General features: G+C 73.2%; 19 protein-coding genes. 9 read left to right on the top strand and 10 right to left on the bottom strand.

The window, feature by feature from the left end:
- Positions 1-54 precede the first annotated feature (54 nt).
- The gene (locus tag F7Q99_RS23745) at positions 55-1,218 is read right to left on the bottom strand and encodes an acyl-CoA dehydrogenase family protein (protein ID WP_326847032.1); all 1,164 of its coding nucleotides are present in this window, start codon (positions 1,216-1,218) and stop codon (positions 55-57) included.
- 158 nt (positions 1,219-1,376) lie between these two features.
- Here F7Q99_RS23745 and F7Q99_RS23750 point away from each other — a divergent pair, with 158 nt between their 5' ends.
- The gene (locus F7Q99_RS23750; RefSeq protein WP_153464587.1) at positions 1,377-2,093 is read left to right on the top strand and encodes a TetR/AcrR family transcriptional regulator; all 717 of its coding nucleotides are present in this window, start codon (positions 1,377-1,379) and stop codon (positions 2,091-2,093) included.
- Between the two features lie 5 nt (positions 2,094-2,098).
- On the opposite strand, the gene F7Q99_RS23755 is transcribed toward F7Q99_RS23750, so the two are convergent.
- The 9 genes from F7Q99_RS23755 to F7Q99_RS23795 all read right to left on the bottom strand — a co-directional run bounded on the left by F7Q99_RS23755 (position 2,099) and on the right by F7Q99_RS23795 (position 13,523).
- Entirely contained in the window at positions 2,099-3,397 is a 1,299-nt protein-coding gene (locus F7Q99_RS23755; RefSeq protein ID WP_153464589.1) for a nitric oxide synthase oxygenase, read from the bottom strand.
- 126 nt (positions 3,398-3,523) lie between these two features.
- Positions 3,524-4,951: a sugar porter family MFS transporter gene (locus F7Q99_RS23760; RefSeq protein ID WP_407697874.1), complete on the bottom strand. Its 1,428-nt coding sequence runs from the start codon at positions 4,949-4,951 to the stop codon at positions 3,524-3,526.
- 178 nt (positions 4,952-5,129) lie between these two features.
- Positions 5,130-6,101, bottom strand: a complete 972-nt coding sequence (gene egtD / locus F7Q99_RS23765) for an L-histidine N(alpha)-methyltransferase (protein ID WP_153464591.1) — start codon at positions 6,099-6,101, stop codon at positions 5,130-5,132.
- A gap of 45 nt (positions 6,102-6,146) precedes the next feature.
- The gene (egtC, locus tag F7Q99_RS23770; protein ID WP_153464593.1) at positions 6,147-6,950 is read right to left on the bottom strand and encodes an ergothioneine biosynthesis protein EgtC; all 804 of its coding nucleotides are present in this window, start codon (positions 6,948-6,950) and stop codon (positions 6,147-6,149) included.
- Positions 6,950-8,296 carry an ergothioneine biosynthesis protein EgtB gene (gene egtB, locus F7Q99_RS23775; RefSeq protein ID WP_153464595.1) on the bottom strand — a complete coding sequence of 449 codons (1,347 nt, stop codon included), beginning with the start codon at positions 8,294-8,296 and terminating at the stop codon, positions 6,950-6,952. The genes egtC and egtB overlap by 1 nt, the downstream gene beginning before the upstream one ends.
- Positions 8,293-9,645, bottom strand: a complete 1,353-nt coding sequence (gene egtA / locus F7Q99_RS23780; protein ID WP_326847034.1) for an ergothioneine biosynthesis glutamate--cysteine ligase EgtA — start codon at positions 9,643-9,645, stop codon at positions 8,293-8,295. Before egtA ends, egtB begins: the two co-directional genes overlap by 4 nt.
- A 287-nt stretch (positions 9,646-9,932) precedes the next feature.
- A complete protein-coding gene (locus F7Q99_RS23785) occupies positions 9,933-11,132 on the bottom strand; it encodes an aminotransferase class I/II-fold pyridoxal phosphate-dependent enzyme (protein ID WP_153464597.1) in 1,200 nt (399 codons plus the stop codon).
- A gap of 129 nt (positions 11,133-11,261) precedes the next feature.
- Positions 11,262-11,708, bottom strand: coding sequence for an SRPBCC family protein (locus F7Q99_RS23790; protein WP_326847035.1), 447 nt, complete (start codon positions 11,706-11,708; stop codon positions 11,262-11,264).
- Between the two features lie 9 nt (positions 11,709-11,717).
- Complete coding sequence (locus tag F7Q99_RS23795; protein ID WP_326847036.1) at positions 11,718-13,523, bottom strand: glycoside hydrolase family 15 protein; 1,806 nt, start codon at positions 13,521-13,523, stop codon at positions 11,718-11,720.
- 233 nt (positions 13,524-13,756) lie between these two features.
- Between F7Q99_RS23795 and F7Q99_RS23800 the strand changes: the two genes are divergently transcribed.
- From F7Q99_RS23800 to F7Q99_RS23835, 8 genes are all read left to right on the top strand, one after another.
- Positions 13,757-14,563, top strand: a complete 807-nt coding sequence (locus F7Q99_RS23800; RefSeq protein WP_153464601.1) for an SAM-dependent methyltransferase — start codon at positions 13,757-13,759, stop codon at positions 14,561-14,563.
- 73 nt (positions 14,564-14,636) lie between these two features.
- Positions 14,637-16,751 carry a putative bifunctional diguanylate cyclase/phosphodiesterase gene (locus F7Q99_RS23805; RefSeq protein WP_153464603.1) on the top strand — a complete coding sequence of 705 codons (2,115 nt, stop codon included), beginning with the start codon at positions 14,637-14,639 and terminating at the stop codon, positions 16,749-16,751.
- Positions 16,752-17,214: 463 nt separating this feature from the next.
- Complete coding sequence (locus tag F7Q99_RS23810; RefSeq protein ID WP_153464604.1) at positions 17,215-18,063, top strand: glycosyltransferase family 2 protein; 849 nt, start codon at positions 17,215-17,217, stop codon at positions 18,061-18,063.
- The gene (locus F7Q99_RS23815) at positions 18,063-19,373 is read left to right on the top strand and encodes a glycosyltransferase (RefSeq protein WP_153464606.1); all 1,311 of its coding nucleotides are present in this window, start codon (positions 18,063-18,065) and stop codon (positions 19,371-19,373) included. Before F7Q99_RS23810 ends, F7Q99_RS23815 begins: the two co-directional genes overlap by 1 nt.
- 5 nt (positions 19,374-19,378) lie before the next feature.
- Entirely contained in the window at positions 19,379-20,617 is a 1,239-nt protein-coding gene (locus tag F7Q99_RS23820; protein ID WP_153464608.1) for a glycosyltransferase family 2 protein, read from the top strand.
- Positions 20,617-22,011 (top strand): lipopolysaccharide biosynthesis protein, encoded by a 1,395-nt coding sequence (locus F7Q99_RS23825; RefSeq protein WP_153464610.1) that lies wholly within the window; start codon positions 20,617-20,619, stop codon positions 22,009-22,011. Before F7Q99_RS23820 ends, F7Q99_RS23825 begins: the two co-directional genes overlap by 1 nt.
- Positions 22,001-23,029 carry a glycosyltransferase family 2 protein gene (locus F7Q99_RS23830; protein ID WP_153464612.1) on the top strand — a complete coding sequence of 343 codons (1,029 nt, stop codon included), beginning with the start codon at positions 22,001-22,003 and terminating at the stop codon, positions 23,027-23,029. Before F7Q99_RS23825 ends, F7Q99_RS23830 begins: the two co-directional genes overlap by 11 nt.
- Positions 23,026-23,838 carry a polysaccharide deacetylase family protein gene (locus tag F7Q99_RS23835; RefSeq protein ID WP_153464614.1) on the top strand — a complete coding sequence of 271 codons (813 nt, stop codon included), beginning with the start codon at positions 23,026-23,028 and terminating at the stop codon, positions 23,836-23,838. The genes F7Q99_RS23830 and F7Q99_RS23835 overlap by 4 nt, the downstream gene beginning before the upstream one ends.
- Positions 23,839-23,873: the final 35 nt, after the last annotated feature.

Raw genomic sequence — 23,873 nt, forward strand, 5'->3', positions numbered from 1 at the left:
TCCGAGGGAGGGAGAGTGTCCGAGGGGGGAGTGTCCGCGTGGGAGAACGGGAGATCAGAAGGCGTTGACGCCGGTGAGCGCGCGCCCGATGAGCAGCTGGTGGATCTGGCTGGTGCCCTCGTAGAGGGTCATGACCCGCGCGTCGCGCAAGTACTTGCCGACGGGGTACTCGTCGATGAAGCCGTAGCCGCCGAACACCTGGAGCGCGTTGTTGGCGGCCCGGACGGCGGCCTCGCTCGCGTAGAGCTTGGCGACGGAGGACTCGGTGGCGAACGGCAGGCCGCGCTCGATGTGGTCGGCGACCTTCCAGGTGAGCAGCCGGGCGGCCTCGACGTCGACGGCGATGCCGGCGAGCAGTTCCTGGACGAGCTGGTGCGAGGCGATCGGCTTGCCGAACTGCTCGCGCTCCCCGGCGTAGCGGACCGCGGCGTCCAGGCAGGCGCGGGCGATGCCGACGCAGCCGGCGGCGACCGACATCCGGCCCTTGGCGAGCGCGCCCATCGCCACGCGGAAGCCCTTGCCGACCTCGCCGAGCCGGGCGCTGTCGGGCACGCGGACCCGGTCGAGGGCGAGTTGGGCGGTGGCCTGGCCGCGCAGGCCGAGCTTGCCGTGGATCTCGGTGCGGGTGAAGCCGGGCAGGTCGGTGGGGACGAGGAAGGCGGTGATGCCCCTGTGGCCCTGCTGGTCCGGGTCGGTGCCGCCGGTGCGGGCGAAGACCAGGGCGACGTCGGCCCAGGTGCCGTTGGTGATGAACGTCTTGGCGCCGCTGATCAGCCAGTCGTCGCCGTCGCGGACGGCCCGCGTGGTGAGGTTGGCCGCGTCGGAGCCGGTGCCGGGTTCGGTGAGCGCGAAGCAGCCGAGCGCCTCGCCGGAGGTGAGGCGGGGGAGCCAGTGCCGCTTCTGCTCCTCGGTGCCGTAGCCGTTGATCGACTTGCCGACCAGGCCGAGCGAGACCGACACGATGCCGCGCACGGCCGAGTCGCCGCGGCCGAGCTCCTCCAGGACGAGGCAGTAGGCAAGGTGGTCACCGCCGCTGCCGCCGTACTCCTCGGGGATGGTGAGGCCGAGGAAGCCGAGTCGGCCCAGTTTGCCGACGATGGCGCGGTCGACGGACTCGGCGCGGTCCCACTCGGCGGCGTGGGGCGCGATCTCGCGGTCGGCGAAGGTGGCGGCGAGGTCCCGGACGGCGGCCTGTTCCTCGGACAGCTCCAGATCCACGGCGACTCCCTGACTCCGACCATTAAACTAGCGCTGCAAGTTTTATGGAGGGGACTGTAACCCCGACCGGCCCGCACTGGGAAGAGGCGCCTGCCAGAATCGGTCCACACCCACCCGGCCGGAGGAACCGGCCGGAGGAACCGGAGGAACGCGACCCGATGGCCCGCCCGCGCACCCCGCTGCTCAGCCGCGAGCGCATCGTCGCCGCCGCTCTGCAGCTGATCGACGCCGAGGGCCTGGACGCCCTCTCCACCCGCCGCCTCGCCACCGAGCTGTCGGTCAGCGGTCCGTCGCTCTACAACCACTTCGCCACCAAGGACGAGCTGCTGGACGCGGTGGTGGACAGCGTTATCGGCGAAGTCGACTTGTCGATGTTCGGCGCGGCATCCCGCCCGGTACCCGGCTCTCTGCCCGCCCCGATGTCCGGCTCGACGTCCGACGGGAACGGCGAGCGGAGGGCGACCCCCTGGCCGGACGCGCTGCGCGACTGGGCCCGCTCCTACCGCGCCGCGCTCGCCGCCCACCCCAACATCGTCCCCGTCCTCGCCCAGGGCCCCCGCCGCCGGCCGAACGCGCTGCGCCTGGCCGACGCCGTCTTCGGCCACCTGGTCGACGCCGGGTGGCCGCGCGGCCAGGCCACCCGGATCGGCGCGCTGATGCGCTACTTCGTCACCGGCTCGGCGCTGGCCTCCTTCGCGGCGGGCTTCCCGGCGGACGCCGAGGTGTACGACGCCGCCGACTACCCCCACCTCGGCGAGGCGCACCGGCTGGCCGGCCACCGCGGCACCATCGACGAGGGCGCCTTCGAGACCGGCCTGGAGGCCCTGCTGGACGGGCTCGTGCTGCGCTACGAGCGCCTTGCCGAGCGCTCGTAGCGGGGCTACCAGGGCTCGCGCGACACGAAGGCCGGTCGCAGCGACGGGTCCACCGGGTCGTAGTACCGGTGGTAGACCGGGGTGAGACCGCCCGAGACCGGTGGCACGATCCAGCTCCAGTCCGCCGGGGTGGGCCGGCCGAGCCGCTTCTCCTGCGCGACGTGCGCGAGGAAGCGCTCCGACTCGGTGTGGTGGTCGGTCATCGTCACCCCGGCTTCCTGGAAGGAGTGCAGGACGGCGACGTTGAGCTCGATCAGCGCGCGGTCCCGCCAGAGCGTGCGTTGGCTGGAGGTGTCCAGACCGAGCCGCTCGGCGACGGTGCCGAGCATGTCGTAGCGGTCGGCGTCGGCGAGGTTGCGGGCGCCGATCTCGGTGCCCATGTACCAGCCGTTGAACGGTGCCGCGGGGTAGCGCACGCCGCCGATCTCCAGGGTCATGTCGCTGATCGCCGGCACCGCGTACCAGCGCAGGCCGAGTTCGGCGAACCAGTCGAACTCCGGGTGGCGGAGCGGGACTTCGAGCGTGGCGTCGTCCGGCACGTCGTACCACTCGGGCCGCTCGCCGGCCCGCTCCTGGATCAGCAGCGGCAGCACCTCGAACCGCTCCTCGGCGCACTTCCAGCCCAGTTCCCGGGCGCGGGCGGCGAGTTGGGCACCAGCCGGGTCGCCGGTGATGCCGTCGGAGCCGTCCACGGCCGGATGGCCGGCGTAGCGGACGAGTTGCTGGTTCAGGATGCGGGGCGCGGGGCGGCCGGGCCGGTCGGGGGCGAACACCGAGATCACCGGGCGGATCCGTCCGCCGTTGCCGGCCAGCCGCAGGTGCTCGAAGCACTCGCGGGCGATGTCGTCGGCCGCGCTCAGCTGCCGCAGGTCGCGCACCACCAGGCTGCGCCAGTACAGCCGGCCGATGCAGCGGGCCGCGTTGCGCCAGGCGAGCTTGGCGCCGTAGGCGAGTTCGGCGGGGGTGTGCTCGTAGGTGCCGGTGCGGTCGATCTCGTCGAGGACGGCGCGCACCCGGGCGTCCGGGGCACCGGTGTCGGGCTGCTCGCGGTGGAACCGCCGGACGAACTCGGCGGCTTGGCCGGGGTCGGTGAACGGCGGGACCGTCGGGACCGTCGGGAGCGGCGGGTCGGTCGGGCCCGCGGGCGAAGACCTTGCGACGGGCCGCGGATCCGCGGGCCGGGGTACGACGGGCCGGGCTGCGAGGGGATCGGGCCCGGCTACGGGCGCCGGGACGTGGGCGTACGGGCAGCCGGCGGCGGGAGCGGCGGCGGGTCTGTGGGTGCGAAGCCGGTTGAAGATCAAGGACTCATCCCTCCTGGCGACCAGGAGTACCGGAGGTGGCCGGCCCGCCGCAGGGAGTGAACGATTCGGCCCCCCACCCGCGCTGATCGCGCTAGGGTGCGGGGGCCGAAAAGTCCGACCGTCGGATCAGCCCATGTCCTCCAGCCGGATGCCCTTGGTCTCCTTCATGAACTTGGCCACGAAGAAGATCGACAGTGCCGCGCAGGCCGCGTACACCAGGTACGTCGCCGAGAGGTTCCACCGCGACATGGACGGGAACGAGACGGTGATCGCCCAGTTGGCGATCCACTGCGCCGAGGCGGCGACGGACAGCGCGGCGGCCCGGATGCGGTTCGGGAACATCTCGCCGAGCATCACCCAGACGACCACCCCCCAGGACATCGCGAAGAACAGCACGAAGGCGTTGGCGGCGACCAGTGCGACGGTGCCCTGGAGGTCGGGCAGCGAGACGTTGCTGCCGCTGCCGGTGGCCGAGGAGAACGCCCAGCCGGCGGTGCCGAGGGCGATCGCCATGCCGGCCGAGCCGATCAGGGCGAGCGGCTTGCGGCCGATCCGGTCCACCAGCAGGATCGCGACCACGGTGCCGAGGATGTTGATGACCGAGCCGATGAAGCTGATCAGCAACGAGTTGCTCTGGTCGATGCCGACGGACTGCCACAGGATCGACGAGTAGTAGAAGATCACGTTGATACCGACCAGCTGCTGGAAGACCGACAGGCCGATGCCGACCCAGACGATCGGCAGCAGGCCGAACCGCCCGCCGAGCAGGTCGCGGAAGCGCGGGCGGTGGTCGGAGGCGATCAGGCCCTGGATCTCGGCGATCCGGGCGTCGGTGTCGACACCCTCGCCCTCGACCTGGGCGAGCACCGTGCGGGCGTCGTCGAGGCGGTCAGCCTGGATCAGGAAGCGTGGGGACTCGGGGATGGCCGAGGAGAGCACGAAGTACAGCGCGGCCGGGACGACGCAGATGCCGAGCATCCACTGCCACGCCTCCAGGCCGAGCAGCCGGCCGCGGGTGTCGCCGCCGGCGGCGTCCGCCAGCACCCAGTTGATCAGCTGGGATATCGCGATGCCGAGGACGATGGCGGCCTGCTGGAAGGAGGCCAGCCGGCCCCGGTACTTGGTCGGTGCGACCTCGGCGATGTAGGTCGGCGCGATCACCGAGGCGATGCCGATGGCGGCCCCGCCGAGGACCCGCCAGAAGGCGAGGTCCCACGCCGAGAACGGGAGCATCGAACCGATCGCGCTGACCGCGAACAGCAGCGCGCCCGCCTTCATGACCTTGATCCGGCCGTACCGGTCGGCGAACCGGCCGGCCACCGCGGCGCCCACCGCCGACCCGAGCAGGGCCGAGGAGACGATCAGGCCGGTCACGCCGTCACCGACGCCGAACTTCTCCTGGATGCCGGAGACGGCGCCGTTGATCACGGAGCTGTCGTAGCCGAACAGGAACCCGCCGAGGGCTGCGGCGGCGGTGATGAAGACGACGAAGCCGAGGCGGCCGGGCGCGGAGGCCTCGACCGCCCCGGAGGGCTTCTGGGTGACGCTCACGATCTTGACTCCTGGTACTCAACACTGAGCTCGGTAGCCGTGATCGTAACCCGTATCTGTTCAAGCCTTGTACATCTGGAGCCGGATGTCCCACACTTGGAATTCGTAAGATGAACAACCAAATTGAGTCGCGGTTGGTTGCGGGGCGGGCGGGTCGGATGCGGGCCTCGTCGTGGGCCGATCACACTGGGGCGGCGAGCGACAGCCCGAACCGGCCGTCCTCGTCCGTCCACCAGTGGCTCAGCCGCAGCCCGGCCGCCGCCAGCTCCTCGGCCACCCGCTCGCGGCGGAACTTGGCCGACACCTCGGTGCGCATCTCCTCGCCCCGGTCGAAGTGCACCGGCAGGTCCAGGGCGGGGATCTTCACGGTCTGCGAGCGCAGGGACCGCAGCCGCATCTCGATCCACTCGCGCTCCGGGTCCCAGAGCGCGACGTGCTCGAACGCGGCCGGGTCGAAGTCGGCGGCCAGTTCGCGGTTGAGCACGTTGAGCACGTTCAGGTTGAACTCGGCGGTCACCCCGGCCGCGTCGTCGTAGGCCGCGACCAGCACCGCCGGGTCCTTGACCAGGTCGGTGCCGAGCAGCAGGAAGTCGCCCGGGTCGAGCGCCGAGCGCAGGCCGCTCAGGAAGGCGGCCCGCTCGTCGGGCAGCAGGTTGCCGAGGGTGCCGCCGAGGAAGGCGACCAGGCGCGGGCCGCCGTCCGGCGGCAGACCGAGCCGGGCGGTGAAGTCGGCCAGCACGCCGTGGACGGCGAGCCCGGGGTACTCGGCGGCGAGCGCGGAGCCGGCCGCGGTGAGCGCGCTCTCGCTGACGTCCACCGGCACATAGGTGCTCAGCGTGCCGAGCGCGCTGAGCGCGTCCAGCAGCAGTCTGGTCTTCTCGGAGGAGCCCGAGCCGAGCTCGACCAGGGTGCGGGCCTTCGTGGCGGCGGCGATCTCGCCGGCCCGGGCGGTGAGGATGGCCCGCTCGGCGCGGGTCGGGTAGTACTCCGGCAGCCGGGTGATCTCCTCGAACAGCTCGCTGCCGCGCGCGTCGTAGAACCACTTCGGCGGCAGCCACTTGGGTTCGGAGGTCAGACCGTGCTGCACGTCGTGGCGCAACGCCGTGCTGAAGTGGTCGGCGGGAAGCAGCCGGGTGAGATCGAAGGCGTTCATGACAGGGCTGGTCCTCTGTTCAGAAGGTGAAGGAAGGGAACGGGCTCAGGCACAGCTCGGGATCGGGCGGACGGTGACCCTCATCGGCTCGAAGCCGCGGCTCGGTCCAGCGGCGTGGCTCGGTCCAGCAGCGTCGCTCGGCCCGGCCAGCAGGAGGGAGCCGTCGGGGACGGCCGTCCAGTTCGGATCGTCGTCGTACGGCTCGGACGCCACCACCACGCCGAGCCCCGGCAGGGTCCGGTGGTGCAGGGTGTCGCCCCAGGTGGTCGCGGCGATCGTGCGGCCGTCGGTGAGCAGCAGGTTGAGCCGCCCGGTGGTGTGGGCGGTGACGTCGGCGACGGTGCCGGACAGCGCCTCGCCGAGCCCCGCCCCGGCGCGCAGCCGGTGCAGGGTGAGCGCCCACAGCAGCGCCGAGTCGGTTCGCGCTTCCAGGTCCAGGAGCTCGGCCGGGGGCAGCAGCCCGGCGAGTGCGTCCAGCTTGCCCGGCCAGCCGGCCACCGCGCCGTTGTGGCTGAACAGCCACCGCCCCGAGGAGAACGGCGCGGCGGCCTGCTCGCCCGCCGCGCAGCCGTCGGTCGCGGAGCGGACGGCCGCCAGCAGTGCCCGGGTGCGGATCACCCGGGCGAGGTCGGCGAAGGCGGCGTCCGCCCAGACCGGACCGGCCCGGCGGTAGCGGGCGGGGATCTCGTCGTCCTCCGCGTACCAGCCGAGGCCGAAGCCGTCCGCGTTCACCGTGCCGTACTGCTGCGTCCGGGGCGCCCAGGACTGCCGGTACAACGCGTACGACGGCGTCACCAACAGCTCCCGGGGCGCCACCGGCTCGCCCAGGTAGGCGATATGACGGCACATCAGTCTGTCTCCGGGTCGTCGGCGGCGGTGCGGAACCCGGAGAAGATCTGCCGGCGGATCGGGTAGTCCCAGTTGCGGAAGGTGCCCCGGCAGGCCACCGGCGCGACCGCGAACGAGCCGCCGCGCAGCACCTTGTACTCCGGTCCGAAGAAGACCTCCGAGTACTCCTTGTACGGCCATGCCCGGAACCCGGGATAGGGGAGGAAGTCGCTGGCCGTCCACTCCCACACGTCGCCCATCAACTGCCGGGCGCCGTGCGGGGACCGGCCCGCCGGGTAGCTGCCCGCCGGGGCCGGGCGCAGATGCCGCTGGCCGAGGTTGGCGTGCTCCTGGCCCGGGGACTCGTCGCCCCACGGGTAGCGGCGGGAGCGGTCGGTGGCCGGGTCGTGCCGGGCGGCCTTCTCCCACTCCGCCTCGGTCGGCAGCCGCCGCCCGGCCCACCGGGCGTAGGCGTCCGCCTCGTACCAGCTGACGTGCAGCACCGGCTCGTCCAGCGGGACGGGCTCCAGCACGCCGAAGCGGCGGCGCAGCCACTGACCGTCCTCGTGCCGCCAGAACAGCGGGGCGGTCAGGCCGGCGTGTTGGCGGTGCGCCCAGCCTTCCTGGGTCCACCAGCGTGGCTCGTCGTAGCCGCCGTCGGCGATGAACCGCAGATACGCGCCGTTGGTGACGGGCGTGGTGTCCAGTCGGAACGCCGGGAGGTCGACCACGTGCGCCGGTCGCTCGTTGTCCAGCGCCCACGGCTCGATGTCCGTACCCATCGTGAACGGCCCGGCGGGGACGAGGACTTCGGCGGGCAGGCCGACCGCGTCGGTGGGTGCGGGCGGCGGCGGGGGAGCGGCCAGCACCGGTTCGCCCTTCCGTAGCTGATGGGTGATCAGCATCGTTTCGTCGTGCTGCTGTTCGTGCTGGGCGATCATGCCGAAGGCGAACCCGGCGTCCAGTAGCGGCGCCCCCTCCAGCGGGCTGGCGGAGAGCAGGTCGAGCACCCGGCCGCGTACGTCGCCCGCGTACACGCGGGCCTCGGAGGGCGGCAGCAGCGGAAGGCCGGGGCGCTCGGCGCGCGAGTGCTGGAACGCGTCGTACAGCGGGTCGATCTCCGGGTGCATCGGGTCGCGCCCGCCGACGTTGCGCAGCAGCCAGAGCTCCTCCTGGTTGCCGACGTGCGCGAGGTCCCAGACCAGCGGTGACATCAGTGGCGAGTGCTGGGCGGTGAGGTCGTGGTCCTCGACGCAGTCGGTCAGCGCCGCGGTCCGGGCCCGGGCGGCCAGCAGCTCGGCGGCGATGGTCTCGCGCAGCGCCTCGGTGTCCGCCGCCTCGGCGGCGGTGGGTCGGACGTCGGTCATGGTGCGGCCTCCTCCGGAGGAGTGCGTCGGGCGCCGGAGCGCAGGGCGTCCAGCTGGTCGTCGGCCGGGCAGCGGCCGCGCGCGGGGTAGCGCTCGGCGAACTCGGCGACGGCGGCGCGCAGTCGTCCGGCGCCGGGCAGCCGGCCCAGCGCGGCGTCGGCGGCGGCGAAGCAGGTGAGGGTGGCTCGGCGCAGCTCCGGGTCGGCCACGGCCAGGGTGGCGGCCCGGCGCCAGACGTCGCTGCGCGGCGGGCGCGGGCCGTCCGCGCGCTCCAGCGGCTCCAGCGCGGCGAGCGCGGTGTCGGCGGCCAGCGGGTCGTCCAGCAGCGCGGTGACCAGGGCGGCGGGCACCACCCAGCCGTCCCCGGGCTGGGCGTCGATCATCCGCAGCTCCAGGTGGCCGCGCGGGCGCACCGGCGGGAACAGCGTGGTGCGGTGGTAGTCCAGGTCGGCCAGCGTGGGCGGGCGTTCACCGGCGCCGCGCAGCCAATCGCGGAAGGTGAGGCCGGACGGGGCCGTCCACGGCAGTCCTTCCGGCCGGCGCACGCACAGCACCTCGGCGTCCAGTACGTACTGCGCCCACGCCTCGCGAGGGTCGCCGTGGTCGAGGCCGGGGGCGAGCGTGCGGGTCGGGTCCATCCGGGACCACACGGTCTGCCGGGTCGACCGGTGGCCGGTCGGCTTCCCGTCCAGCAGCGGCGAGTTGGCGAACGCCGCGACCAGCACCGGACCGAGCCGGTGGGCCAACCGCCAGCGCCGGTCCACCGCGTGCGGGCCGTCCGCGTCCCCGGCGTCCAGGCACACCTGGACGGACGCGGTGCCCGTCATCATGATCCGGCCCCACGGCCCGGCGGAGTCGAAGAACCGCTCCATCGCGAGGTAGCGGGGGTCGTCCAGCACCATCCGGCGGGGGCGGGCGAGCGGGTCGGTGCCGGTACCGGTGAGGCGCAGGCCCTGCGCCGCGAAGGCGGCCCGCAGGGCGGTGAGATCGCGCCGGGTGTCGTCGACGCAGGCCAGGAGGCCGGTGGCGGGCGGGGAGCTGAGCTCGACCTGTCCGCCGGGTTCGAGCGTGAGACGCGAACCGGAAGGGAGCGAGGTGCCGTCCGCGCCGCCGAGCGGCAGCGACTCCAGGGCGGCGTGGATCCGATCGGGCGGGACGATGCGGGTGGGACATCGGTCGTCATGGACGAACCACTCCACCTCGACACCCACCAGCCGGGGCGGTCCGATCTTGAAACAGACGCCCGACACGTGGCTGCGCGCCCCCGACTCGGTCAGCGGGGTCACCCCCGTCGGGGGCGGTGGCGCCTTCTGCCGGTCGGGCGGAGTGGCGGGGGATACGGGTATCACCGGACTCTCCTCGGGATCACGATTGTGGCCCGGTCTACCTTGCCCAGTCTGCTACGGAGCATGCGGCGGCGCTCCGCAAAAATCGTGTGAACGTTCGCCGGTGGAGTGCCGTGCTGCCCACACATGTGGCTCTGAGCTGTGGAAATGGCCGGAATCGCGGGCGAGTCGGGCACGGTTCGCCCGGAAGGCGTACGACGCCCGCGTCGCTCCTCGGCGGCTGGAGGTTCTCACAGGAGCCGGCGGTCTCTCGCGGGATTCGGAGGTTCGCAGAGGCATTTCGGAGGTTCTCACAGGCGTGGGAGACGCTCCAGGACCGTCTCCAGCACGGGCTGTGGCAGGGCGTAGTTCAGGCGCAGCGCACCGTGGCCGCCGGGGCCGAACTCGGTGCCGTCCGAGGCCTCCAGACCGCAGCGGTCCAGGAGTGCCCGGCGGGCGGTGGCGGGTGGCAAGCCGAGGGCGGCGGCGTCGAGCCAGAGCAGGTAGGAGGCCTGCGGTACGGAGCGGACGGCGGAGCCGAGGCGGTCGGTCAGCAGGGTCCGGGCGGCGGCCAGGTGGGCGAGCAGGGCGTCCAGCCACGGGCCGCCCTCGCGCAGCGCGGCCTGCTGGACGGTCTGCTCGACGAGGCCGCCCTCCCAGAAGCCGAAACCGGCCATGATGCCGGTGAGTCGGGCGCGAAGTGCGGGGTCGGGGACGAGCGCGAAGCCGCTCGGGAGGCCGGAGGCGTTGAAGGTCTTGCCGACGGAGTTGAGCGTGACGACGTGCCGGTTCGACGGACCGGCGGCGACCACCGCGACGGGGTGGGCGTGGCCGGGGTGGGTGAGATCGCCGTGCACCTCGTCGGAGACCAGCAGGGCTCCTGCCTCGCCTGCCTTCTCGGCGAGTTCGCTGATCTCCGCGGCCGGCCACACGCGGCCGGACGGGTTGTGCGGATTGCTCAGCAGCACGGCGCCGACGGGGCGGGGGAGCGGGCCGGGCGGGAGGTGGTAGCCGTCCTCGGCAGCCACGGCCAGCGGCAGCTCCCTGTACGGCAGGCCGGCCGCCCGGCAGATCTGCGCGAAGCCGCCCCACTCCGGCGTCGGGAAGACGATGGGCGCGGTCGGGCGCACCGCCTCCAGCAGCAGCCGGACGGCGGTGCGCGGGCCGAACGGAAGCAGCAGCACCCAGTCCGGGTCGATCTCGACGCCGTGCCGCGACCGGTACCACCGGGCCACCAGTTCCCGCCCGGCGGGGTCGCACGCCGTGTACCCGTACGCCCGGTGCCGTGCACGCCGCTCCAGTGCCTCGGCGACGGCCGGTGGCCCGGGCAGGTCCATGTCCGCCAGCCCCATCGCGATCACGCCGGGCCCTACCGCCCGGGCCCACTTGCTGCTCCCGGTCCCGGCCCGGTCGAAGGGCCGCCCGAAGCCGAAGTCGGGGCCGGGGTCGGATTCGGCGCCGGGGTCGAGGTCTTGGGGCGGGTCGTGCGGGCTGCTCGGGGTGCGGCTCACGGCGGGCCTCCGGAGAGTCGGGCGTGCGTCGTCACGCTAGCGCCGCCGGGCCTGCCGCGTCCGACGGAGAACAGAAAACAGCTGACAGATTTCAGCTGACAGATTTTGAAATCTGTTAGCTGAAATCTGTCAGCTGATCCCCAGGTACCCCGCCAGCCCGCGCCGCCCCCGCCGCATCATCACCGCGTGGTTCGCGCGGAACACTGGATGCAGCGGCAGGGCGAGCCGTCGCAGCAGAGCCTTGCCCGGGCGCGTGTCCTCCTCGAACAGCACGCGGCTGCCCCTGCCGTCCGGGGTGACGGTGAACCGGGACCACCCGTCGAGGTCGCCCCACATGGCCGCCTCCAGAACCCCGGCGGCCGGGTCGCGCCGGCGCGACTCCAGCCCGATCACCAGGCGGTACGGCAGCAGCGCGCGCACCACGACCTCGCCCGACTCCTCACCGGTCTGCCGCACTTCCCGGATCTCCGGCCACCACAGCGGGTAGCTCTGCACGTCCTCCAGCGCCGCGAACACCTCCGGTGCGGGCGCGGCGAGGCGCCACACGCCCCGGAAGCGGTAGTGGTTGGGGTCCACGCCCCCACCCTAGCCGGGCTCGGCCAGGTCGAAGGCGGTGTTGACCAGGGCCACGTGGCTGAACGCCTGTGGTGTGTTGCCGAGTTGGCGTCCGGCGCGCGGGTCCCACTGCTCCGAGAGCAGGCCGAGGTCGTTGGCGAGCCCGACCACGTGGGCGAAGAGTTCGCGCGCCTCGTCCGCCCGCCCGGTGGCGGCGAGCGCGTCGGCGAGCCAGAACGAGCAGGCCAGGAAGGCGCCTTCGCCTCCCGCGAGGCCGTCGATCGTCGGGCCGCCGCCCCGCCCGTCGGCCCGGTAGCGGCGGACCAGCCCGCCGTGGTCGAGCCCGTCGCGGACGGCGTCGACGGTGCGCACCACCCGGGGGTCGTCCGGCGGCAGGAACCCGCTCTTGACGACGAAGAGGGTGGCTGCGTCGAGCCCCTGCCCGCCGTAGTGCTGGACGAAGACGCCTCGCCGCCGGTCGTAGCCGTTGGCGCAGACGTCCGCGTGGACGGCGTCGCGCATCTCCCGCCAACGCGCGACCGGTGCGGGCAGTCCGGTGGCCTCGGCGAGCCGGACGGCCCGGTCGGCGGCGACCCAGCACATCACCTTGGAGTGCACGAAGTGCCGCCGCCCGCCGCGGACCTCCCACAGCCCCTCGTCGGGCTCGCGCCAGTGCCGTTCGAGGTACCCCATCAGTGCCCGCAGCAGGGTCCACACGTGTCGCTCCATCGGCAGCCCGGCCAGCAGCGCGAGGTGCAGGGTGTCCACGACCTCGCCGTAGACGTCGAGTTGGAGCTGGTCGATGGCGGCGTTGCCGAACCGGACCGGCTGCGAGCCCTCGTAGCCGGGCAGCCAGGTGGCGGTGGTCTCGCCGAGCACCCGTTCCCCGGCCACCCCGTACACGGCCTGGACGTCGCCCGGGCCCCCGGCGATGGCGCGCAGCAGCCAGCGGCGCCAGGCGGCGGCCTCCTCGCGGAATCCGCCGCGCAGGAGGGCGGAGAGCGTCATGGAGGAGTCGCGCAGCCAGCAGAACCGGTAGTCCCAGTTGCGCTCCCCGCCGATCCATTCGGGCAGCGAGGCGGTGGGCGCGGCGACGATCCCGCCGGTGGGCGCGTACGCGAGGGCCTTGAGCGTGATCAGCGAGCGCAGCACGGCCTCCCGCCACTCGCCCCGGTACCGGCAGCCGGCCGCCCAGTGCTGCCACTGCGAGACGGTGGCGAGCAGCGCCCGGTCGGGGTCGGTGCGCGGGGTGGTGGGCAGGTGGGAGGGCTGCCAGGTGAGGATGAACGGGACGCGGTGCCCGGCGGTGACGGTGAAGTCGGAGGTGGTGACGCCGTCGAGGCCGTACGTGTGAACGCCGTCGGGTACCCGTAGCCAGGCGGAGTCGGGCCCGGCGACGGCGACCCGGTGATGGCCGGTGCGCCGCACCCAGGGGTCGATCCGCCCGTAGTTGAAGCGCAGTCGCAGTTCGCCGCGCATGGGGACGCTGCCGTCCAGGCCCTCGACGATGCGGATCAGCTGCGGGGAGCGCCGCCCGTCCGGGCCGCGCTGCGGCATGAAGTCGGTGACCCGGACGCTCCCGCCCGCCGTGTGCCACTCGCTCTCCAGCACCAGGCTGTCGCCCCGGTAGCCACGGGTCCGGCATTCGGCCCCCGGCGGCACGCCGGCGGGGGCGAGCCGCCAGGCGCCGTGGCGGTGGTCGCCGAGCAGCCCGGCGAAGCAGCTGGGGGAGTCGAACCGGGGCAGGCAGAGCCAGTCGACCGAACCGTCCCGGCCGACCAGGGCGGCGGTCTGCAGGTCGCCGATGAGGGCGTAGTCCTCGATGCGTCCGGCCACGAGGTCCATTGTCGGCCGCCGCACCGCCGGCCCGCAGCACGGAGCGACGCGCGGCACGGACTGACCCGCCCGCATCGCCGACCCTGCAGCACGGGCCGACCCGCCCGGGAAGCGCGCACTCCGCTTGCACCCGTTCGGGGTGCGGAGGAGGATCTTCTGTGCTTGTAGTCTCATCTGTCACAGCAGTGGCCTCGGGGCACTGCCCCCCTGACCGGAGTGAAGGAGTCACAGGCATGCGGCGACCGAGCTGGGTACCGGAGGGCACGGACCTGGACAAACCGAACGCCGCGCGGGTCTACGACTACTACCTCGGAGGCTCGCACAACTTCGAGGTGGACCGGCAGATGGCCCGCAAGGCGATCGCCCTGTGGCCGGAGCTGCCCCAGATCATGCGCTCCAACCGGGCCTTCCTGCGCCGTGCGGTGACCTTCCTCGCCGAGCGCGGCGTCACCCGCTTCCTGGACATCGGCTCCGGCATCCCGACCTTCGGGGCCGTGCACGAGATCGCCCGGGCGATCCACCCCGAGTCGCAGGTCGTGTACGTCGACCGCGACCCGGTGGCCGTCGCGCACAGCCGCCTGATGCTGGAGGGCGACCCGGGCAGCGCCGTCGTCCAGGCCGACCTGCGCGACGTCGAGGACCTGATGGGCCGGCCCGAGGTGACCGAGCTGCTGGCGGCGGGCGAGCCGGTGGGCGTCCTGCTGGTGGCCGTCGCCCACTTCGTCAGCGACGACGAGGACCCGTGGAAGCTGATCGCGACGATCCGCGACGCGCTCCCGAGCGGCAGCGCCCTGGTCCTCTCGCACGCCTCCCTGGAAGGCCGCCCCGACCAGGCGGAGGACCACCAGAAGCTGTACCGGATGACGCCGACCCCGCTGACCATGCGGACCCACGAGCAGATCACCGCCATGTTCGACGGCTTCGAGCTGGTCGAACCGGGCGTGGTCTACCTGCCGCAGTGGCGGCCGGACCTGCCGGAGACGGTCGGCACGCACCCCGAGCGGATGACCGGGGTGGCGGGCGTGGGGTTCCGCTCTTGAGCGGACGGAGCGGGCGAGCGACCGACGGCTGCGGGTTCTGCGAAGCGACCGCCGGCGGCATCGGAGCGGACGCATGAACGACACCCCCGTGTCCGGCAGCGCCGAAGGGTTCCACGAGGACTGGGCGCGGCTGCTCTCCGGCGACCACGGCGTCGCGGTCCACCCCGGCCTGCTCGGCCGGCTGGTGGCCAGCACCGCCGCGCTGCTCCACCGCGCCCAGCAGGAGGAGCCGTTCGAGCCGCATCTGGCCGCCCAGGCCGGCGCCGAGCTGGTGGACGCGCACTTCACCGACCCGGTCGTGCTGGCCCGGGCGGTCGAGCTGCTCCACGCCCAGCCGGTCGGCGACGACCGCGGCCCCGTCCTGACCGGCGCCTTCGCGGCCGGCTGGGCGGCGGCCCTGCGCGAGCGCACCCTGCGTGAGCAGGAGGCGATCCGGGCCGCCGCGGACGTCGCCCGCAAGGAGGCCGAGCGGGCGCTGCGCGCCTCCGAGGCCCGGTTCCGCGCGCTGTTCGAGAGCGCGGCGATCGGCATCGGCATCGGTGACACCGACGGCAACATCCTGGCCGTCAACAAGGCGCTCCAGGAGCTGTTCGGCGCCCGCCCGGAGGACATGGTGGGCCGCCGGGTCGGCGACCTCGTCCACCCGGAGGACACCCCGGGCGTGTGGGAGGCGTACGAGGACCTGATCAGCGGCCGGCGGGACTACTTCCAGTTCGACAAGCCGTACTACCGGCATGACGGCGAGGTGGTCTGGACCCACCTGACGGTCTCGCTGATCCGCGATGACTACGGCAGGCCGCAGTACCAGGTTGCGATGCTGGAGGACATCACCGACCGTTACCGGCTCCAGGAGCGGCTGCGCCACCAGGCCAACCACGACCCGCTGACCGGCCTGCCGAACCGGGCGGCCTTCTTCGAGCGGCTGGAGAAGCTGTTCGAGGAGCCGGAGCCGGGCGCCCGGTTCGGCCTGTGCTACGTCGACCTCGACGGCTTCAAGGTGGTCAACGACAGCCTCGGCCACGAGACCGGCGACCAGCTGCTGTCCGCCGTCGCCGCCCGGCTGAAGGCCGCGCTCACCCCGCTCGGCCACCTGGTCGCCCGGCTCGGCGGCGACGAGTTCGTCGTGCTGCTGGAGAACTGCCGGGGCGAGCAGGAGGCGGTGGCCGCCGCGAAGACCGTGCTCAAGGCGCTGGCCGGCCCGGTGCTGATCGGCGATCACAAGCTCGCCGTGGGCGCCAGCGTCGGCGTGCTGGAGCGGCGCGTGTCGACCACCACCCCGGGCGCCGCCGTCCGGGCCGCTGACCTGACGCTGTACCGGGCCAAGGAGGCGGGCCGGGGCCGCTGGACGCTGTTCGACCCCAAGGAGAACGCCCGCGCGGTCAGCCGCTACGCGGTGTCGGTGCGGATGCCCGCCGCCCTCGACCGCGGCGAGTTCTTCATCGACTACCAGCCGCTTTACGCGCTCGCCGACGGCCGGCTCGCCGCCGTGGAGGCGCTGGTGCGCTGGCGCCACCCGCAGCTCGGCGTGCTCGGCCCGGACGAGTTCGTGGCCACCGCCGAGGAGACCGGGCTGATCATGCCGCTCGGCCGCTGGGTGCTGGAGCAGGCCTGCGGCCAGGCCGCCGACTGGATCAAGCGGTTCGGCGACAACGCGCCCCAACTGAACGTCAACCTGGCGGTCCGTCAGGCCCGCAGCGCGGCACTGGTCGCCGACCTCGGCCGGATCCTCGACGCGACCGGCCTCGACCCGGCCCGGCTCCAGCTGGAGATCACCGAGTCCACCGTCGTCGGGCCCGAGGACGAGGCGCTGCGCACCCTGCACGGGCTGGTCGACCTCGGCGTCTCGCTCGCCGTGGACGACTTCGGCACCGGCTGGTCCAACCTCGCCTACCTGCGCGACCTGCCGGTCTCCGGCCTGAAGATCGCCGGGTCCTTCGTGGGCGATCTGCACGATCCGGCCAAGGACGAGTCCACCGGCTGGCGGATCGTCAGCGGCCTGGTGTCGATGGCGCACGCGCTCGGGCTGACCGTCACCGCCGAAGGCGTGGAGACCCGGAAGGACGCCGAGCGGTTGCGCACCATCGGCTGCGACTGGGCGCAGGGTTGGCACTTCGGCCGCCCGGTGCGGCCGGGTGAGATCGCCCGTCGGATCGCCGAGGAGCCGGGCGGGCGGCCGGTCGAGAGCTGAGCCGCCGCGCGAACGCCGAGGCGGGCCGTGGCGGCGCACGGGTGTGAGGCGGCCTCCATGCGGGCACTCAGGGCACTCGGGGCGCTCAAGGGACTCGCGGCGCTCAAGCGCCCAAAAAGGGAAAAAATCGGACAAACCCCCTTGACGTGACTTTTCGCTTCTGTGCACGATGAAGCCCTGGCACAGCCCGTATCTCCCGGTACGTGGCACTCAGCCAGTTCGACAGGCCGGCGCCTCCGCGCCGCGACAGTCGACACATCGGCGCTTCGGCGCCGCGAGAGCCCGGCGGTGCGCACCCCCTCCGGCCGCCACAGACGCTCTCCACACTTCCAGCAGTCCCCATGGGGACTTTCCTCCGGGCCTCGGCCACGCGCATCTTCCGCGCCCGCCACCCAGCCCGTCACAGCAGGGGCCGCGCCTGCTCCGGCGCCGCCCGCCGCCTCCCCCCTCCGAGAGGCCCTCCATGAGCACCACCCTGCCTCCCACCGCCGTTTCGCACCCTCACCAGCTCCCGCAGGCCCCGCAGGACACCCACCCGCACCGCCGGGCCAGTGACCGGGTCACCGACCGACGACCGATGCGCCGGGCCGAGGACCGCGTCACCACCCGGCACACCGTCAGCCTGGTCATCCCGGCCCACAACGAGGCCCGCAACATCCCCTGGGTGTTCGAGCAGATCCCCCGGTGCGTCGACGAGGTCATCCTGGTCGACGGGGCGTCCAGCGACGCCACCGTTCCGATGGCCCGGCACTGCCTGCCGACCGTCCGCAGCGTCCAGCAGAGCGGGCCCGGCAAGGGCAACGCGCTGCGCACCGGATTCGCCGCCGCCACCGGCGAGTACATCGTGATGATGGACGCCGACGGCTCCATGTGGCCCGGCGAGATCCCGCACTACCTGCACTTCCTCGACAACGGCTTCGACTTCGTCAAGGGCTCCCGTTGCATCGCCGGTGGCGGCTCGCTGGACTTCACCAGGGTCCGCTCGCTCGGCAACCGCGTCCTGCTCACCCTCGTGAACCGCCTGTACAAGGCGAGCCTGACCGACCTGTGCTACGGCTTCTGCGCCTTCCGCCGCTCCTTCCTGGAAGCGCTCGATCTGCGCTCCTCGGGCTTCGAGATCGAGGCCGAGATGATCGCGCACGCGCTCCGATCGGGCCTGCGGATCGCCGAGGTGCCGAGCCTGGAACTTCCCCGCCGCAGTGGTCGCTCCCACCTCCACGCCGTCTCCGACGGCCGCCGGGTGCTGAGGACCCTGATCACCGAGCGTCCCGGCGCCCGGTCCTCGGCGGCCACTCCCGCGGGGGAGAACTGATGAATGGCTACGACCGGCGCACCGCAGCTGCCTGTTCGCGCCCTGCCGCCCGCGACTCGCTCTACACCCCCGTCAGGGTCGTCGAACTGGACCTGGACGAGCCGAGCGAGCTGCGCTCGCCCGGTGGCTTCGGCGCCGTCGACCCGGACGGACGCGTGTTGGCGTTGGTGCGGCTGCACGGACACCCGCTCGGCTTGGTCACGGCCACCGGAGCAGCAGGCGACGGTGCCACGCTGAGCCGGGCGCTGGTCGACGCCGCCCACCGGGAACTGTACGTTCCCGCCCTGTCCACCGCGACACCCGCGGCGCGTCCTGGTCGGGTCGGCCGCGCCCGGGTGCCTGCGGATCCGCCGCTGGTCAGCGTCATCGTGCCGACCCGTGACCGGTCCGCGATGCTGCCGCGCTGCCTGGACGCCCTGCTGGCGACCGACTACCCGCACGTCGAGGTGATCCTCGTGGACAACGCGCCCGCGACCGACGCCACCGAGGTGCTGGTCCGGTCCCGGTACGGGGACCGCGTCCGGTACGTGCGCGAGCCGCTGCCCGGCGGCTCGCGGGCCCGCAACCGCGGCCTCGCCCACGCCCGCGGCGCGATCTGCGCCTTCACGGACGACGACACCATCGCCGATCCCCACTGGGTGACGGCCGTGGTGGAGGCGTTCCAGTCCGACGAGCGGATCGGCTGCGTGACGGGCCTGGTGGTGCCCGCCGAGCTGGAGACCGAGGCACAGCTCCTGCTGGAGGAGTACAGCGGCCCCGGCCGGGGCTTCACCGCCCGCGCCTGGTCGCTGGAAGCCCTGGAGGACCCGCTGGTCCAGTTCTCGGTCGGCTGGTTCGGGCTGGGCGCCAACATGGCGTTCCGCACCGACGTGCTGAGGGAGGTCGGCGGCTTCGATCCGGCGACCGGCCCCGGCACACCGTCCAAGGGCGGGGAGGACCTGCTGGCCTTCCAGCAGGTGCTGTCCGCGGGGCACACGGTGGCCTACCAGCCCGACGCCCTGATCTGGCACCGCCACCGGCGGACCATGGACGACCTCAACGTCCAGGTGCGAGGCTTCGGCGTCGGCTTCGGCGCCTACCTGGCCGCCTCCATCGCCCACCAGCCACGCCAGCTCGCCGACCTCCTGCGGCTCCTGCCCTACGGCGTCTGGCGGTGGCACCGGAGCCACCGGCTCGGCTCCCGCGCGGCCCTGCCCGAGCGGAGCGCCCTGCGGGGCCTGCGACGGATGGAACGCCGGGGCCTGCTGTACGGGCCGTTCTGCTACCTGTTCACCGTCTGGCAACAACGGCACGCCCGGATCGGAGGTTAGCCGCCATGCCGGAGACGATCATCCTGCCGTCGGCCCCCGTCCAGGTGGCCGAGCTCGACCTGGAGCGGCCGACCGCACTGCTCCGGCCCGGGGGAGACGAGGTACTCCTCCGCAGTGGCCGGGTGCTGGCGCTGATCCGCCGGCAGGGCCGCCCGCTCGGCCTGGTCACGGCCGAGGCCGTACCGGGTGATCCGGACGGACTGTGCCGGGCCCTGGTCGCCGAGGCCTACCGCCGACTCGACCTGGCCGACCGGGACACCGTGCCACCGCGGCCACCGGCCGACCCCCCGCTCGTCAGCGTCGTCGTCTGCACGCACAACCGGGTGGATCTGCTGCCGCGGGCCCTGGACGCCCTGCTGGGCACCGCGTATCCGCGCATCGAGGTGATCGTGGTCGACAGCGCACCCGCGAACCAGGCCACGGACCTGCTGGTCCGGCTGCACTACCACGGCCGCGTCCGGTACGTGCGCGAGCCGGTGCCGGGCCTGGCCCGGGCCCGCAACCGCGGACTGGCCGCGGCGCGCGGCGAGATCTGCGCCTTCGCCGACGACGATCTCATCCTCGACGCGGGCTGGGTGCCCGCCCTCGTCGACGGTTTCCGGTCCGACGACCGAGTGGGCTGCGTGACCGGGCTGGTCCTGCCGGCCGAGCTGGACACCGAGGCGCAGATCGCGCTGGAGCGCTACGCCGGATACTCCAAGGGCTTCACCGCCCGCAGCTGGTCGCTGCGCGACCGGTCCGACGACCCGCTCTTCCCCTTCGCGACCGGCCGACTCGGCACCGGTGCCAACATGGCCTTCCGCACCGACGTGCTCCGCGCGATCGGCGGCTTCGACCCGGCGACGAGCACGGGCACCCCCGCGATGGGCGGGGAGGACCTGCTGTCCTTCCTCCAGGTGCTGGCCGCGGGGCACAAGGTGGCGTACCGGCCGGACGCGCTGGTCTGGCACCCCCACCGCCGCGGCATGGACTCCCTGACGACCCAGGTCTTCGGCTTCGGGGTCGGGTTCGGCGCCTACCTGACGGCTGCCGTGGCCCGCCAGCCGCGGCTGCTGGCCTCCCTCGTCCCCCGGGTGCCGCGCGGCATCTGGCAGACCCTGCACCGCGGCGATTCGGTCGTCGGCCCCCGCGACCCGCTGATGGCACACCTCAGGCGGCGGGAACTGCTCGGCCTGCTGTACGGTCCGATCTGCTACGTCCGCAGCGCTCGGCTGCAAACCCGGGCCAGGGCGGCGAGGCCGTGATGTCCCTCCTCAAGTACGCCCGCCCCAAGTCGCGTCCGACGGCCCCGCGGCCGTGCTCCTGCCCGCTGGCGCTGCCCTGCGAGTGCTCCTACACCACGCTGCTGAAGGCCCGGCTCAGGTCGGCCTCCCGGTGGTCGAGCGGAGAACCGCTCCTGCGCAACGGCCATCTGCTGGCGGCGAGTTCGGTGATCGCGGCGGGGCTGGGATCGGTCTTCTGGATCCTCGCCACCCGCTACTACAGCGCCGAGACCGTCGGGCGCAGCTACGCCGCGCTGTCCGCGGCCATGTTCCTGTCCACGCTCGGCAGCCTCAACCTCGGCGACGCCCTCGTACGGTTCGTCCCGGCCGCCGGGCAGCACACCCGGCGCCTGGTGCTCCGCTGCTACGCGATCAGCGTCGGATGCAGCGCCCTGGTCGCCGGCGCCTTCCTGCTGCTGATCCCACTGGTCGCCCACGACCTGGAATTCCTGCGTGGGCCGGTGCTCGCGGTCTCCTTCATCGCCGCCACCGCGGGCTACTCGGTCTTCGTCCTCCAGGACGGGGCACTCACCGGCACGCGCCGCATCGGATGGGTGGTCGGCGAGAACACCGTCTTCGCGGTGGCGAAGGCCGGGCTGCTGGCCGGCTGCGCCGCCCTGGCGATGAGCACCGGAATCCTCGTGTCCTGGGCCGCGGCGATGGTCATCTCGATCGTGCTGGCCAACGTGGTGCTGTTCCGCCGGGCGGTGCCGGGCCACCAGGCCGAGACGCCCGCCCGCGAGCGGCCGCCGGACAAGGTGATGCGCTGGGCCACCGCGGACTACGTGGGCAACCTGTTCAGCTTCGCCACCTACACCGTGGTGCCACTGCTGGTGCTGGACGAGGTCGGCGCGCGGGTGAACGCCTACTACTCGCTGGCCTTCGTCATCGCCTCCACCCTGTACGTCGCGGTGTTCAGCATGGGCCACTCGCTGGTGGTCGAGGGCGCCAGGGATCCCCGGCGGCTCGCCGAGCACGCCCGGAGGATGCTGCGCCACTCCGCCTTGCTGATGGTCGCGGCGGCCCTGCTGGTGGTGGCCCTGGCGCCCTGGATCCTCGGCCTCTTCGGGCCCGAGTACGCCGCGCACGGCACCACCGTGATGCGACTGATGGCGCTCTCCGCCATCCCGAACGTCGTCCCGAACGTGGTCATCCAGATGGCCCGCGTGCGGCGGTCGATGCCGTGGATGATCGGCGTGCGGCTGGTCTTCTCCGTCGTGATCATTGCACTGGTGGCACTGCTACTGCCGCGGTACGGCCTGGCCGGAGTCGGCTGGGCCTGGCTGATCGCCGAATGCGCGGTGGCGCTGCCGCTGCTGTTCGTCCTCAGGCGCTGGCTGCGTTCCCTGGAACGGAGTGATTCCCATGACCGCTGACCCGACCGCTGACCCGACCGTCGACCGGACCGTCGGCCCGACCGCCCCGAGCCTGTCCGTCGCGATCTGCGCCTACACCGTCGACCGGTGGGACGACCTGTGCGCCGCCGTCGCGTCGGTGCGCACGCAGACCCACCCGCCCGCCGAACTGGTGCTGGTCATCGACCACTGCACGGAGCTGCTCCGGCTCGCCCGGGAGAGGTTCTCCGGCGTACGGATCGTCGCCAACGGCCAGCAGAGGGGACTCTCCGGCGCCCGCAACACCGCCCTGGCCGTGGCGCACGGCGACCTGATCGCCTTCCTGGACGACGACGCGGTGGCCGACCCGGACTGGACGGCCCGCCTGCTGGCCGGATTCCGGACCCCCGGGGTACTCGGCGTCGGCGGCCTGGTCCGGCCGTGGTGGCGGACCGGCCGGCCCGGCTGGTTCCCGCCCGAGTTCGACTGGGTGGTCGGCTGCTCGTACCAGGGGCTGCCGGAGCGCGGCGCCGCGGTACGGAACTTCATCGGGGCCAACATGTCGTTCCGGCGGGCCCCGGTGCTGGCCGTCGGCGGCTTCCGGACCGATCTCGGCCGGGTCGGCAGGCGTCCGCTCGGCTGCGAGGAGACCGAACTCTGCATCCGGCTCGCCGCCCGGAACCCCGGCGCCGTACTGCACTACGAGCCGGCCGCGGCGGTCGACCACCGCGTGCCGGGACACCGCGCCACGCTCTCCTACTTCGCCGCGCGATGCTTCGCCGAGGGCCGCTCCAAGTCCGCGGTGGTCCGGCACGGCGGCGCCGCCGCGGGCCTCGCCAGCGAACGCGGCTACCTGCGGCACACCCTGCCGGCCGCGCTGCTGCGCTGCCTGCGCAGCGGTCAGGCGTCCATGGCGGCCGCCCTGTGCGCCGGCGTGGGGCTGACCGTCGCCGGATACCTCACGGGCCTCGCCGGCCAGTGGGCGGGATACCGACAGGCCCGTGGATCCGCGCTCACCCCGACCGCTTCCGTCGGGCAGTCGATCAGAGGCCGATCATGACTCCCGTACCCGTCTTCCTGTACCACTCGGTCTCGGACGATCCGCCGTCCTGGCTCGCGCCGTACACCGTCACACCGAGGACGTTCCGCGAGCAGCTGGAGCGGATCAAGGACGCCGGCCTGTCGGTGGTGCCACTGCGCAGGCTGGTCTCGGCCGTCCGTGGCGGGCCACCGCTGCCGGCCGGAGCGGCCGTGCTGACCTTCGACGACGGGTACGCCGACTTCTACTGGACAGTGGCGCCGATGCTCTCGGAGAGCGGCCTGCCGGCCACCCTTTACCTCACCGTCGGCGCGATCCACCCGCCAGGCGCTCAGGGCGCGGGCAGCCTGCTCCCGCCGGCGCCGATGCTGAACTGGCGCCAGGTCAACAACCTGGACGCGCTGGGCGTCGAGCTCGGCGGCCACTCCCAGACGCACGTCCCGATGGACACGGTCCACGGCCGGCGGCTGACCGAGGAGGTCGTCGGATGCAAGAAGGCGCTGGAGGACGCCCTCGGCCACGAGGTCACCTCCTTCTCCTACCCGCACGGGTACTCCAGCCCGGCGGTGCGCCGGAGGGTCATGCAGGCCGGCTGGACCTCCGCCACCTCCGTCGGGAACGCGTTCAGCTCCGCGGCCGACGACCCGATGCGGATATCCCGGCTGATGGTCCGCAGCGACACGCCACCGCAGGTGTTCGACGACTGGACCAAGGGACGCGGTGCCCCGGTGGCGCCCTTCCGCGAACGCGCCGCCACCCGGGCCTGGCGCACCTACCGCCGCCTGCGCGCGGCGGTGGGCCACCCGGTCGGCGGACCGCCGAAGTGCTGATCTGACCAGCGTGCAGGAGTGACCACAGTGTCAGG

It is taken from the genome of Streptomyces kaniharaensis, from assembly GCF_009569385.1.
Taxonomy (GTDB): domain Bacteria; phylum Actinomycetota; class Actinomycetes; order Streptomycetales; family Streptomycetaceae; genus Kitasatospora; species Kitasatospora kaniharaensis.

What these genes read in the sequence shown, in the direction of transcription:
- F7Q99_RS23750 (WP_153464587.1), top strand. Translation starts at nt 1,377, where the DNA reads ATGGCCCGCCCGCGCACCCCGCTGCTCAGCCGCGAGCGCATCGTCGCC.
- egtD (WP_153464591.1), bottom strand. Translation starts at nt 6,101, where the DNA reads ATGAACGCCTTCGATCTCACCCGGCTGCTTCCCGCCGACCACTTCAGC.
- egtC (WP_153464593.1), bottom strand. Translation starts at nt 6,950, where the DNA reads ATGTGCCGTCATATCGCCTACCTGGGCGAGCCGGTGGCGCCCCGGGAG.
- egtB (WP_153464595.1), bottom strand. Translation starts at nt 8,296, where the DNA reads ATGACCGACGTCCGACCCACCGCCGCCGAGGCGGCGGACACCGAGGCG.
- F7Q99_RS23800 (WP_153464601.1), top strand. Translation starts at nt 13,757, where the DNA reads ATGCGGCGACCGAGCTGGGTACCGGAGGGCACGGACCTGGACAAACCG.
- F7Q99_RS23805 (WP_153464603.1), top strand. Translation starts at nt 14,637, where the DNA reads ATGAACGACACCCCCGTGTCCGGCAGCGCCGAAGGGTTCCACGAGGAC.
- F7Q99_RS23810 (WP_153464604.1), top strand. Translation starts at nt 17,215, where the DNA reads ATGAGCACCACCCTGCCTCCCACCGCCGTTTCGCACCCTCACCAGCTC.
- F7Q99_RS23815 (WP_153464606.1), top strand. Translation starts at nt 18,063, where the DNA reads ATGAATGGCTACGACCGGCGCACCGCAGCTGCCTGTTCGCGCCCTGCC.
- F7Q99_RS23820 (WP_153464608.1), top strand. Translation starts at nt 19,379, where the DNA reads ATGCCGGAGACGATCATCCTGCCGTCGGCCCCCGTCCAGGTGGCCGAG.
- F7Q99_RS23825 (WP_153464610.1), top strand. Translation starts at nt 20,617, where the DNA reads ATGTCCCTCCTCAAGTACGCCCGCCCCAAGTCGCGTCCGACGGCCCCG.
- F7Q99_RS23830 (WP_153464612.1), top strand. Translation starts at nt 22,001, where the DNA reads ATGACCGCTGACCCGACCGCTGACCCGACCGTCGACCGGACCGTCGGC.
- F7Q99_RS23835 (WP_153464614.1), top strand. Translation starts at nt 23,026, where the DNA reads ATGACTCCCGTACCCGTCTTCCTGTACCACTCGGTCTCGGACGATCCG.